This window comes from Agrobacterium salinitolerans, from assembly GCF_002008225.1.
GTDB classification, from domain to species: Bacteria; Pseudomonadota; Alphaproteobacteria; order Rhizobiales; family Rhizobiaceae; genus Agrobacterium; species Agrobacterium salinitolerans.
The window spans coordinates 1,071,903-1,083,850 of sequence record NZ_MRDH01000006.1 but is presented as its reverse complement, the minus strand read 5'-3'; the positions used below and the strand labels follow the sequence as shown (position 1 = coordinate 1,083,850).

General features: G+C 59.9%; 14 protein-coding genes. 4 read left to right on the top strand and 10 right to left on the bottom strand.

Annotated elements, in window-relative coordinates:
* Position 1: 1 nt before the first annotated feature.
* Positions 2-1,099 (bottom strand): chorismate synthase, encoded by a 1,098-nt coding sequence (gene aroC, locus BS627_RS09460; RefSeq protein WP_077982824.1) that lies wholly within the window; start codon positions 1,097-1,099, stop codon positions 2-4.
* 436 nt (positions 1,100-1,535) lie between these two features.
* On the opposite strand from aroC, the gene BS627_RS09455 reads away from it, so the two are divergent.
* A complete protein-coding gene (locus BS627_RS09455; protein WP_162520615.1) occupies positions 1,536-1,796 on the top strand; it encodes a DUF1344 domain-containing protein in 261 nt (86 codons plus the stop codon).
* A 217-nt stretch (positions 1,797-2,013) separates the two neighbouring features.
* Here the strand turns inward: BS627_RS09455 and BS627_RS09450 are convergent, their stop codons facing one another.
* From BS627_RS09450 to BS627_RS09435, 4 genes are all read right to left on the bottom strand, one after another.
* A complete protein-coding gene (locus BS627_RS09450) occupies positions 2,014-2,607 on the bottom strand; it encodes a histidine phosphatase family protein (RefSeq protein WP_077982822.1) in 594 nt (197 codons plus the stop codon).
* Between the two features lie 30 nt (positions 2,608-2,637).
* Entirely contained in the window at positions 2,638-3,456 is an 819-nt protein-coding gene (gene fabI / locus BS627_RS09445) for an enoyl-ACP reductase FabI (RefSeq protein WP_077982821.1), read from the bottom strand.
* A 131-nt stretch (positions 3,457-3,587) separates the two neighbouring features.
* Positions 3,588-4,688: a DnaJ C-terminal domain-containing protein gene (locus BS627_RS09440; RefSeq protein ID WP_077982820.1), complete on the bottom strand. Its 1,101-nt coding sequence runs from the start codon at positions 4,686-4,688 to the stop codon at positions 3,588-3,590.
* 212 nt (positions 4,689-4,900) lie between these two features.
* Positions 4,901-5,350: an RT0821/Lpp0805 family surface protein gene (locus tag BS627_RS09435; protein WP_077982819.1), complete on the bottom strand. Its 450-nt coding sequence runs from the start codon at positions 5,348-5,350 to the stop codon at positions 4,901-4,903.
* A gap of 56 nt (positions 5,351-5,406) precedes the next feature.
* On the opposite strand from BS627_RS09435, the gene pdxH reads away from it, so the two are divergent.
* On the top strand, positions 5,407-6,027 hold the full coding sequence (gene pdxH, locus BS627_RS09430; RefSeq protein ID WP_077982818.1) for a pyridoxamine 5'-phosphate oxidase: 621 nt from the start codon (positions 5,407-5,409) through the stop codon (positions 6,025-6,027).
* 29 nt (positions 6,028-6,056) lie between these two features.
* Here pdxH and BS627_RS09425 read toward each other — a convergent pair whose 3' ends face one another.
* Positions 6,057-6,836, bottom strand: a complete 780-nt coding sequence (locus BS627_RS09425; protein ID WP_162520616.1) for a sulfite exporter TauE/SafE family protein — start codon at positions 6,834-6,836, stop codon at positions 6,057-6,059.
* A gap of 154 nt (positions 6,837-6,990) precedes the next feature.
* Here BS627_RS09425 and BS627_RS09420 point away from each other — a divergent pair, with 154 nt between their 5' ends.
* Positions 6,991-7,299 carry a pyrophosphohydrolase domain-containing protein gene (locus BS627_RS09420; RefSeq protein ID WP_077982817.1) on the top strand — a complete coding sequence of 103 codons (309 nt, stop codon included), beginning with the start codon at positions 6,991-6,993 and terminating at the stop codon, positions 7,297-7,299.
* On the opposite strand, the gene BS627_RS09415 is transcribed toward BS627_RS09420, so the two are convergent.
* The 4 genes from BS627_RS09415 to BS627_RS09400 form a co-directional block, all read right to left on the bottom strand.
* Complete coding sequence (locus BS627_RS09415) at positions 7,288-7,962, bottom strand: HAD family hydrolase (protein ID WP_077982816.1); 675 nt, start codon at positions 7,960-7,962, stop codon at positions 7,288-7,290. The genes BS627_RS09420 and BS627_RS09415 overlap by 12 nt on opposite strands.
* Before the next feature lie 6 nt (positions 7,963-7,968).
* Positions 7,969-8,406 (bottom strand): bleomycin resistance protein, encoded by a 438-nt coding sequence (locus tag BS627_RS09410; protein WP_077982815.1) that lies wholly within the window; start codon positions 8,404-8,406, stop codon positions 7,969-7,971.
* A 199-nt stretch (positions 8,407-8,605) separates the two neighbouring features.
* The gene (gene tldD, locus BS627_RS09405) at positions 8,606-10,021 is read right to left on the bottom strand and encodes a metalloprotease TldD (protein ID WP_077982814.1); all 1,416 of its coding nucleotides are present in this window, start codon (positions 10,019-10,021) and stop codon (positions 8,606-8,608) included.
* Between the two features lie 82 nt (positions 10,022-10,103).
* Positions 10,104-10,628, bottom strand: coding sequence for an invasion associated locus B family protein (locus BS627_RS09400; protein WP_003521101.1), 525 nt, complete (start codon positions 10,626-10,628; stop codon positions 10,104-10,106).
* 443 nt (positions 10,629-11,071) lie between these two features.
* Between BS627_RS09400 and coxB the strand changes: the two genes are divergently transcribed.
* Positions 11,072-11,935 (top strand): cytochrome c oxidase subunit II, encoded by an 864-nt coding sequence (gene coxB / locus BS627_RS09395; protein ID WP_077982813.1) that lies wholly within the window; start codon positions 11,072-11,074, stop codon positions 11,933-11,935.
* Positions 11,936-11,948: the final 13 nt, after the last annotated feature.

Genomic DNA, 11,948 nt, shown 5'->3' with positions numbered 1-11,948 from the left:
TCTATTTCAAGCGGCCGGTCTGGCCGCGGTCTCGCAGATAATGGTCGGCAACGGTGCAGGCGATCATCGCTTCACCGATCGGAACGGCGCGGATGCCGACGCAGGGGTCGTGGCGGCCCTTGGTGCGCACATCGACATTGTTGCCATCGGTATCGATGGACAGGCGCTCCGTCAGGATCGACGAGGTGGGCTTGATGGCGAAGCGCGCAACAACAGGCTCGCCGGTCGCAATGCCGCCCAGAATGCCGCCGGCATGGTTGGACAGGAAAATCGGCTTGCCGTCATTGCCCATGCGCATCTCGTCGGCATTTTCCTCGCCGGAAAGCTCGGCCGAGGCAAAACCTTCGCCGATCTCCACGCCCTTGACGGCGTTGATCGACATCAGGCTGGAGGCGATATCCTGATCGAGCTTGGCATAGATCGGCGCGCCGATGCCGGCCGGAACGCCTTCCGCCACAACCTCGACCACAGCACCGATGGAAGAGCCAGCCTTGCGGATGCCATCGAGATATTCTTCCCAGACGGGCACCATCTCGACATCGGGGCAGAAGAATGGGTTCTGGTCGACCTGATCCCAATCCCAATTGTCGCGGTTGATCTTGTGCTTGCCGATCTGCACCAGCGCGCCGCGCACATTCAGGCTGGGCACCACCTTGCGGGCGATTGCGCCGGCGGCGACACGCGCCGCCGTTTCGCGTGCGGAGGAGCGACCGCCGCCACGATAGTCGCGAATGCCGTATTTCAGGTCATAGGTGAAATCCGCATGGCCGGGGCGGAAACGTTTGGCGATCTCGCCGTAATCCTTGGAGCGCTGGTCGGTATTTTCGATCAGCATGGAGATCGGCGTGCCTGTCGTCGTCATCGTCTCGCCGTCCTCATCCAGCATCACGCCGGAAAGAACTTTCACGATGTCGTCCTCGCGGCGCTGGGTCACGAAACGGCTTTGGCCCGGTTTGCGTTTGTCCATCCAGTGCTGCAGCTCGGCAAGGGTAAAGCGGATGCCGGGCGGGCAACCATCCACCACACAGCCGAGCGACGGCCCGTGGCTTTCTCCCCAGGTGGTAACGCGAAAAAGGTGACCGAAACTGTTATGCGACATCGTTCTCAAGACCGGAAACAGGGCGCCTGTGGACGGCGCCGTTTAAAACAAGCGGATTTGTCTTAGTGGAAAATCCGGGCAAGGCAAAAGCCTTTCTTTCATCGCAAACGGGATATGGAGGTGACGTACCGTTCACGACTGGTGAAATGACGAAAAACGACACTCCCCGGGATGGGCGGCGCAAAGCGATTCGACGGTTTCAACGGATTTCCGAGATGACGAAATTGTAAAGGGACGGAGGTTTTCCACCTTAAACCGGAGTTTTCCAATATTGCCGGAAAATGCGGTGTAAAAACCACTAACGGCTTGAACAGGATTTGAAATCCGTTCATCAATTGGGCTGAAAATGTCATGGTTGCGGGCAATTTCCGCCACATTCGAAAGGCAATTCTTCATGCATGTAAGGTTTTCACGCAAATCCACGAAAGCTAGATCGATGCGTATGATGATTGCCGCCCTTCTGGCCACCGCCAACCTCCTGATGCCCATTAACGGCTACGCCCAGAGCGTCGATGTGGAAGGCACGATCAGCAAGATCGATGCCAATGGGCTGAGCATTACCTTGAACGACGGCAAGACCTACCGCGTGCCGGAGGAGTTCAATTTCGAAGGTTTGAAAGCGGGCGTGAAGGTCGTGGTTTTCTACACGGAAGTGGATGGAAAACGCGTGGTCGACGACCTTCAGGTCGTTGAGTAAGCTCCAGGCCTTATGCCAGACCTTCGTTGCGAGACGAGCGGGTGTCGCGTGTTTCTTCTCCCCGCCGGGGGAAGTCCGCGGCAGCGGGATGAGGGGGCACGGCTAGAGGGATTCGGCGACGTCGCCCCCTCATCCGACCCTTCGGCCCACCTTCTCCCCGGCGGGGAGAAGAAACGAGCCGCGATGTCCTGCCAGTCTTAGCAAACCTTGACAGCCCTCAAGAAATCCACTCCGCACTATTCCTGTCGATCTGAACCTTCAAGATCTGGTCCTGCGGGATCTGCGTCCTCGACGCCTCGTCCTTGTCCATCCCAGAAACCAGCCGGAAGATCGAGCGGATCACACCGCCGTGGCAGACGCAGACGGTTTGCCTCTCAACCGAAGAAAGCCATGCGCCGATGCGCCAGGAGAGGATTTCATAGCTTTCGGCGTCCTGGCCGGGCGGAATGAAATCCCATTTATTGGCCTTGCGCGCCTTCACCCGGTCCGGAAACTCTTTCTTCAGCTCCGGCAGGGTCTGTCCCTCCCAGTCGCCGAAAGAGACTTCGATCAGACGATCGTCGGTGCGGTAGGCAAGAGGGTCGAGGCCCATCGCGCCGCGCATCAGTTCCATGGTCTCGCGCGTGCGCCCGAGCGGGCTCGCCACATAGTCGAAATCCGTGGCCTGTTCTCCCAGCAGCTGCGCGAGGAGCTTGCCGTTTCCGACCGCCTGCTGGCGGCCGAAATCGTTGAGCGGAATGTCTTTCTGGCCCTGAAGCCGGCGTATCGCATTCCAGTCCGTTTGTCCGTGCCGGATCACATAGACGAGCAAGGCGATACCCCGTTCTTACACTTTTCAGGCTTAGTCCTTCACCACCGAGATGTCAGGCGCATCCACGGCCTTCATGCCGATGGTGTGGTAACCGGAATCGACATGGTGGATTTCGCCGGTCACGCCGGTCGAAAGATCGGACAGCAGGTACAGCGCCGACTTGCCGACTTCCTCGATGGAAACGGTGCGCTTCAGCGGCGCATTGTATTCGTTCCACTTCAGAATATAGCGGAAGTCGCCGATGCCGGAAGCTGCAAGCGTCTTGATCGGGCCGGCGGAAACGGCGTTGACGCGGATGCCGCGATTGCCGAGGTCGACGGCGAGATAACGCACGCTGGCCTCGAGAGCAGCCTTGGCCACACCCATGACGTTGTAATTCGGCATGACCTTTTCGGCGCCGTAATAGGTCAGCGTGATGATCGAGCCGCCGTCATTCATGACCGGCTCGGCGCGCTTGGCAATGGCGGCCAGCGAGAACACGGAAATATCCATGGTGCGGTTGAAGTTGTCGCGGCTGGTGTCGAGGTAACGGCCGGTCAGCTCGTCCTTGTCGGAGAACGCAATAGCGTGCACGACGAAGTCGATCTTGCCCCAATGCTTTTCCAGCGAGGCAAAAACGGCGTCGATCGTCTCGAGATCGGTCACATCGCAATGACCGGCCATGAAGGCGCCGAGTTCCTGCGCCAGCGGCTCTACGCGCTTCTTCAGCGCATCGCCCTGCCAGGTCAACGCAACTTCCGCGCCCGCGTCGGCACAGGCCTTGGCGATGCCCCAAGCGATGGAACGATTATTGGCGACACCCATGATGAGGCCGCGTTTGCCAGCCATAAGGCCGGATGCCTGAGCCATTTTATGCTCCCTAGTACTTATGATCGGTCCTGCCTATGGCATAGGCTGCAATCCTGTTCAAGATTGCCAAAGATCATCAACTGTTAGGGAGCGTAACAAAGGGTGCGTTGTCCCGGCTATTCGCAAAACTTTCACAAATAAAGGCCTTCGCGCATGTGCCGCATCAGGTCGGTTACCTTTTCATCGGGCTTTTCCAAGAGGACGATGCGCAATTCGACGACGAGATCGCCGGAGCCGCCCTTGCCGTCGGCAAGGCCCTTGCCGGCAAGCCTCAGCACACGGTCTGAGCCGGACCAGGCCGGAATGGTGATGTTTTCTTCGCCGAGCGGTGTCTTGACTTTCGTTTCACACCCCAGAACCGCGTCGCTGAGCGATATCGGCAGGGTCGTGTGAATATCGAAGCCACGAAGGGAGAAAGCGTCCTCTCGGTCGGTCAGCAATGTCACGGCAAGATCGCCGCGCGCGATGTTGGGAAGCTTCAGCCCCTGTCCCTTCAGCCGCACCACATGTCCGTCGGTCATGCCGGGCTCGAGCTGAAACCGAACTTCCCGCTCATCGGCAAGAGAAACGGTAATCCATTTTTTCTCCAGCAGATCGGCGACCGTGACGGTGGCCTCAGCGGTGATGTCAGGCGCTTTTTCCGGAGCCGGCTGCGGCGCACGGAACCGCCGCACCAGCGCGCTGAAAAGATTGGCGGCAAGCGAGGCGGGTGACGTCTTGTCATCGCCGGTGGCGGTGGCTGCGGGTATATCGCCTTTTGCAGCGCTCGCGGCCGCCTTTGCGGCTTCCGCCGCCTGCTGCACCTTGGGATCGTTCTGGGCATCGGCGCCAAAAATGCGCTCGACGATGTCTTCGGCGCTTTCCGGTTTGCTATCGGCTTTCTGGCCGGTCTGCGCCCGGTTGCGGGCGTCCGCACGGGCCAGTTCCTCCATCAGCTTTTCGGCGGCCTTGGCGCGCTCGGCAGCCTCGCGCGCGGCTTCTCGCTGCTGCATGATGGTTTCGCCGCGCTGTTTCTTTTCGGCCGCCTTGCGGGCTTGATCGTAGAGATCGCGCTTTTTCGGGTCTTTGAGAAGATCGTAAGCCTGCCCGATTTCGGCAAAGCGCGCCGAGGCGTCGGGATCGTCGCGATTGGCGTCCGGATGGACGGTTTTCGCCTTCGTGCGCCAGGCGGCCTTGATGTCCTCGTGGCGGGCGTCACGTTTCACGCCGAGGATGGAATATGGATCGCGCATGCGAAACACCAGTTACGTTGGCTCAGGCGCGTGCTGCCGCTCATGGCGCAATCCTGAAACTAACCCCTCCGAAAAGGGATGCCCGCGATCATTCGCCAGCACGCCCTCGGTTTAATCAACGTCGACTGTTGCAATAAGTTGCTAATCACTCCTTTACGGAGGAGACGTGCTACACCCGGGCGGGCTCTATTCCATATTTAAGGGTAAACAGATTATTTCTGCTCGAAGCGCGTCAGCAGCCATTCGCCGGTTTCCGACAGGCAGGCCTGTCCCGAATAGCTCGCCACACCCTCGAAGGAATGGCGTGTCGTCCTGAAATTGCGGCAGACGAAGCCGCTGGACTTGTCTTCGTGAATGGCGGTGACGACGCCGGCGCTGCCGGTGGCGGCATTGGCCCAGGGCAGAGGCTGGTCGGCGAGCTTGGCGAGGTCGGCCGATGTGACCGCATTGCGGATCGTCGCATCGTCCGTCTGCGGCGCATTGTTCGGCTGGTTGGGAACGGAGGCCGTGGAAAGCGAGCGGTCAACCTTGTCTCCGCCGAACAGGTCGAGGCTGACGCAGCCGCTCAGCACCGCGAGCATTGACACGACGGCGGAAACTTCCGCTATCGACGAAAGGAGGCTCTTTGTTCGACTGTTCGACTTTGCTATGACGGTCACCATCTTTCACCGGAGATCATCTCTGGCGTCCAAATCAGCTCGGGAGCATTTTATTCAATATGTCGGAAACGGGGTTAACATCCAGTGACTTCACGGAAGAAAATGAACCGTTCACGCTTTTTGCCGAATGGCTGAAGGACGCGACGGCTTCCGAAATCAACGATCCGAACGCGGTGGCGCTCGCCACCGTGGACGAAAATGGCCTGCCGAACGTGCGCATGGTGCTTCTGAAAGGCGTCGATGATCGCGGTTTCGTTTTCTATACGAATTTCGAAAGCCAGAAGGGTCAGGAGATTCTCGGCCAGAAAAAAGCGGCCATGTGCTTCCACTGGAAAAGCCTGCGGCGGCAGGTGCGTCTGCGCGGCGAGGTGGAGATCGTGAGCGACGAGGAGGCGGATATCTATTACGCCTCTCGCCCGCGCGGCAGCCGCATTGGCGCCTGGGCATCCAAGCAGTCGCGGCCTTTGGAAGGCCGTTTTGCGCTGGAAAAAGCGGTAGCCGAATATACCGCCAGATATGCGATTGGCGATATTCCGCGCCCATCCCACTGGTCCGGCTTCCGCATCCGGCCACTCAGCATCGAATTCTGGCACGACCGCAAGTTCCGCCTGCATGATCGCATCGAATTCCGCCGCGACACCCCTGACGGTGCCTGGTCCAAGGTCCGCATGTATCCGTAACACCATCCGGGCAGGCCGTCTCGGCCTGCCTATTTCAGCAACTGGTCAAACAGCGGCAGGCCGATGACGGCGGAAATCGCGATCAGGCCGTAGCAGATGCGCCGGAACGCCGCCTCATCGGCAAGCCCGTGCAGTCGCGCACCGGCATAAAGACCGAGCCCATAAAAGGGCAGGGCCAGCAGGAAAAACACGAAGACATCGACGGTAAACAGGCCGCCAAGAAAGTAGCTGGCGATGGAAAACACCGTTGAAACCGCGAAATAAAGAATGACATTGGCGCGCACGAAAGCGCCTTTCAGCGCGCCGCCCAGCCAATAGGCGACAACGGGCGGGCCGCCCAGTTGTGCCGCCCCTGAAAACAGCCCGGCTAGAAGCCCGGTGAAAAGCGTGAGCGGCGTTTTCGGCCGGCCGCTGTAACGCCAGCCGGACACCAGAAAAACAAGCAGCACCACGACCACGCCCGAGATGAGCCAGCGTAGCGTCAGTGGATCACCCTTGGAAAGCAGCATTGTGCCGACGGGCACGCCGACAAAGGCGCCGGCCGCCATGGTGAAGACTTCGCGCCGGTCCGCCATGCGAAAGGCGGGCGGTATCATGCCGAGCGTCAGCACGCCGTCCACCACCAGCAATACCGCCGAAGCGATACGCGGCCCGACGATGGCGCTGGCCAGGGGAACGAAGATGAGTGCCGCACCGAAGCCGGAAAATCCGCGCGCAAGGCCGGCAAGAAAGGCGGCACCCGCAAACATGGCGAGCAGCGCCGGGCTGTGCGCGGTGACGAGTGACGACAGGAAGTCGAGATGGGGCATGGGCGATGGCACGTTTGTTCGAATATCTTTTCTCTATCTCGCTTGCATGCGCATGTCTCGGAAATTTCCGTTCATGGCTGCATGACGCACTGACGGGTCGACGCGGTCAGAGAATCATGATTAGAGTTGTGGCGCGTGAACAAAGGATGAACAAATGTTTGCTGACATGATGCGTCGGTTTGAAGAGGCGTCGCAAAAATATGCCGCTGAAAACGGAATATTCCGCGACCCGGACTGGTACATGCTGAAGCTTCAGGAAGAGGTTGGCGAGATGACGCAGGCCTGGAACCGGCTGACGGGACGGGCACGCGTTAAGGGCAGGAGCAAAGAGGAGATGAAGCGGGATCTGGCCGACGAAACCGCCGATCTCCTCGGCCATGTGCTGTTGCTGGCCCATTATAACGGTCTCGATATTGAAGGAGCGATCGAGCGTAAGTGGCGCTTTACGCCGTCAAAACCCTGAAGGCTCCAGCTTTTCCAACATGGCCACCACCGCATGAAGGTCGCTTGCAACCGCAACGCATTTCTCCCGCATTTCCTCGGTCGGCGGCGCGACATCGGGAACCATGATCGTTATCATGCCCGCCGATGTGGCCGAGCGCACGCCGGAATAGGAATCCTCCAGCGCAAGGCAGCGACCCGGATCGCGGGAAAGTCGTCCGGCTGCGGTCAGATACGGCATGGGCGCCGGTTTCGGCTCGGTATAGTCGCCCCGCGCGACGATGGTGTCGAAACGTCCGAGAAGATCGTAAGGGCCGAGATGGCGCGTCACCGAATCGTGCCGCGACGAGGTGGCGATGGCGCGGCGGATATCGAACCGGTCGAGAAGATCGAGGATTTCGATGACGCCGGGTTTCAGCGCCACTCCCTCCGCCATCATCAGGCCGAGATGCCGGAGCCAGGCATCACGGAAGGTCGCCATCGGAAAATCGGCGCCATAATCGGCAAAGATGGTGCCGGTGATGACATCCCAGGGGCTGCCGCAGACCTTTTGATAGGTCTCGACCTTCATGCCATGGCCGCCTTCATCCGAGGCCGCCAGAAACGAATCGCGATAGAGCGCCTCGCTTTCGATCAGCAATCCGTCCATGTCGAAAACCACGGCGTGCGGCAGAAAAGGCAGCATGGTCGCTCAGCCGAACCGGAAGGGACGTTCGCCAAGGCTTTCGAACGGGCGGATCAGATAGCCATCGGGATCTGCGACAATGAATTGCCGGTTGCCTACTTCGACCGTGCCGCGCCTGTACCATTTTTCCTCCAGCGGCATGACGAGGTCAATCGAGGATCGCTCCAGCCGGGAAAGAATGGGTTGCAGGGAAGGAACGGCGAGCTGCAGGTTCATGCCGCGGCCAAACGGCGTATCGAGCGAGGCATTGCCCGCCACGAAGGTCCGTGTTGCGCCGATCTGGTCGATCATCAGTTCTGCGTCGCCTAGCGCCAGATAGGTGAAACCCTCTTCGGGGCGCTCATAGACCACATGAAAACCGATCAGGTCACAATAAAAAGCGCGGCTTTTCTGCCAGTCGCTGACGGCAAGTTCAGGAACGAGGGCATTTCGTATGATGGTCATGGTCTCCTTTGCCGCGCAGGCCCGGGATGGGAGGAGGGGCCTGCCATAAGGGGTGATCTTAACGTCTTCCCGGCCGCACGCCAGAGGAAACCTCATCATGGCAGCCATGTGCGGGGTCATGGGCTGGGATGGCGACGCTATGGGTGAGGACTGTCGCGGCAGGTTCGATGTTTCCCGCAACCGACCATGCGCCGCGGAACTAGGCCTTGGTACCGCCGACGGTGATCTGATCCATGCGCAGATGCGGCTGACCGACGCCGACAGGCACCCATTGTCCGGCCTTGCCGCAATTGCCGATGCCGGTATCGAGCTTGGAATCGTTACCGATCATCGAGACGCGCTTCATCGCATCCGGCCCGTTGCCGATCAGCATCGCGCCCTTCACCGGCGCGCCGATCTTCCCGTTTTCAATGAGATAGGCCTCGGTGCAGCCGAACACGAATTTGCCGGAGGTGATATCCACCTGGCCGCCACCGAAGGAAACGGCGTAGATGCCCTTCTTGACGGAGGCGATGATCTCTTCCGGCGTTTTATCGCCCGAGAGCATGTAAGTATTTGTCATGCGCGGCATCGGCACATAGGCGTAACCCTGCCGACGGCCATTACCCGTGGGCGTCGCACCCATCAGCCGGGCGTTTTGCCGGTCCTGCATGTAACCGACCAGCCTGCCGTTCTCGATCAGCACGTTATAGCCGGAAGGCGTACCTTCATCGTCGATGGTCAGCGACCCACGCCGGCTGTCGATGGTGCCGTCATCGACGACGGTGACACCGGGTGCTGCGACCATTTCGCCCATCAGACCAGCGAAGGCAGAGGTCTTCTTGCGGTTGAAATCGCCTTCCAGACCGTGCCCCACAGCCTCATGCAGCATGACGCCCGGCCAGCCGGAGCCGAGCACCACATCCATGGTGCCAGCCGGCGCATCGATGGCGGTGAGGTTGACGAGCGCCTGCCGCAACGCCTCATCCGCGCCGCGCTGCCAGTTTTCCGTGGTGATGAAATCGCCAAAGCCGACGCGGCCGCCGATGCCATAGGAGCCGCTTTCCTGCCGGTCGCCTTCACCCGCCACCACCGAAATGTTGATACGCGTCATCGGCCTGACGTCGCTGACGCGATGGCCGTCGGCGCGCAGAATATCCACCACCTGCCAGCTTGCGGAAATTGTCGCCGTCACCTGCCGAACGTTCGGATCCTTATCACGCAGATAGGCGTCGATATCGGTGAGCAGCTTCACTTTCTCTTCGAAGCTCGGGCTGCCGATCGGGTTCTCGTCGCCGTAAAGCTTCTTGTTGGTGCGCTGGGGTGCTGCGGCATAGGAGCCGGAATAACCCTTGGTCACCGCGCCCACCGCATCCGAAGCGCGCTTCAACGCGCCTTGCGAAAGCTCGCCCGCATGGGCGTAGCCCACCGTCTCCCCGGCAACGGCGCGCAGGCCGAAACCTTGGTCTGTATTGAAGGAGCCGCCCTTGAGCCGGCCGTTGTCGAATGTCAGCGATTCGGCCTGGGCATGTTCGATGAAGAGCTCGCCATCGTCAGCGCCGGCGAGCGCCTCGCCGACGAGCTTGCGCAATTGCGTCTCGTCGCAATCGAAGAGTTTTACAAGATCGTCGGTCATGGGAGGCTCCAGTCATTATCGTTCAGTGACCGATTTAGGCACTGGAGCGGACGGACGCAAGGCTGTCCGGCAATGGCGGGCTTTAAGGAAGCGCGTCGTAGCCCTCGGCAAAGCCGGAAAGCTCGATCGGAATACCGACGCGATCCTGATCCACGGCTTCACGCAGCGCGAAAACCGCATTCTTGCCGGCGCGCAGAACCTTCAGCAGCTCGTCGTCAATATCCACTTCCACATAGCAGCCTTCGGAGAAGCAGCGGGTGAAATAGGCGCGGCCGATATTATTATTGTCGATATAAAGCTCCATGCCATCCTTCAAAAGCACGCCAAGCGGCGCGAGGATGCGCAGGATGCGCGACTTGCGGTCGGCTGTCTTCAGCACCACCACCGAAAGCCCCACTTCCGGGCGGTCGTCGGCGATCACGTTCTGCATCAGCGCGCATTGTTCTTCGGATGCGCCTGCCGGCTTGTCGCAGATGACCGACCATGCTCCGTGCGTCGACTTCGGCGTGCCGGGCGGCTGCTGTTGCGCCAGCGCCGCGGCAGCGGGAGCGATGATTGCAAGACCGGCGGCGGCAAGAAAAGTGCGCGCGAGCGGGGAAAGACGCATGGATACCTCTGGGATTCGAATCAGTGCGGCTATTTTGACGCCATAATCCGGAAAAAAAAGCCTAGCGACTTCAATTCCAGCGGAGTTGGGCGGAAATAGGACCTGTCTTCCGGTATGGGCGTCTGATTTGCCCGGCGCGGCATTCATTATCCGGCGATGAAACTGGCGGCAAAACCGGCTGTGACAAGGGGCTTTGTCGCAACTGGGCTGTTTGAAACCGCGTTCGGTCGGCCCGGTGAGGTGCAGGGTGAGAGAAAGTCGCTGCGGATTGACCAATGGCAAAATTGGGGCGCATCCGTGTCCCGACGCATATTGCGGCAGAGGACAAACTGTGGTTTGAAGTTAGTAACATAAGCATGGATTCTGCGTCTGTGATTGATCTGGATCAGACGCGTGAGGGAGAGGGTACCGTGACGAATAGGATTTACGCAGCACTGGCGGGGATGACCTGTCTGCTCACGGCTGTCGGCGCCCACGCCGATCAGCCGGTGCATTGGCAAATGGGCATGCAGGAGGCCGCCACGCCGATCATGCACGAAATACGCTGGTTTGAACAATATACGCTCTGGTTCATTGTTCCGGTTACGCTTTTCGTTCTCGCGCTGCTCATCGTCGTCGCCCTGAAATTCCGCGCCGCGAAAAATCCGGTGCCTTCCAAAACCAGCCATAACACGGCGATCGAAGTGGTCTGGACGCTGGCGCCGGTGCTCATTCTCCTGTTCCTTGCTTTCCCCTCGTTCAATCTCTTGAACGCGCAGCTGACGCAGCCGGAAAACCCCGACGTGACGCTGAAGGCGACCGCCACGCAATGGCTGTGGAGCTATGAATATACGGCCGCCGAAGGTGCGGAACCCCTTTCCTTCGACAGCTACTTGCTGAAGGATGAGGATCGCGCCGCCGCCGGCAAGGAAGACAAGGCCCGCTATCCGCGACTTCTGGCGGTAGACAATGAAATGGTCGTTCCGGTCGGCAAGACCGTTCGCCTGCTCGTTACCGCCGCGCCGACGGATGTGATCCATTCCTTCGCCATGCCGGCTTTCGGCGTCAAGATCGACGCCGTTCCTGGCCGCCTGAACGAAACCTGGTTCAAGGCGGAAAAAGAGGGCCTTTATTATGGTCAGTGTTCCGAGCTTTGCGGCAAGGACCATGCCTTCATGCCTATCGCCATTCGGGTGGTTTCCGAACAGCAGTACAACACCTGGCTCTCCGCCGCCGCTTCTGACCTGAACGGTGCGAACCGGGCGTTGATGGCCTCGGTCGATGGCGCTCCGCGCACGCTCGACGTCGCCGCCAACGAAACCAACTGACTCTGGAGTGAGG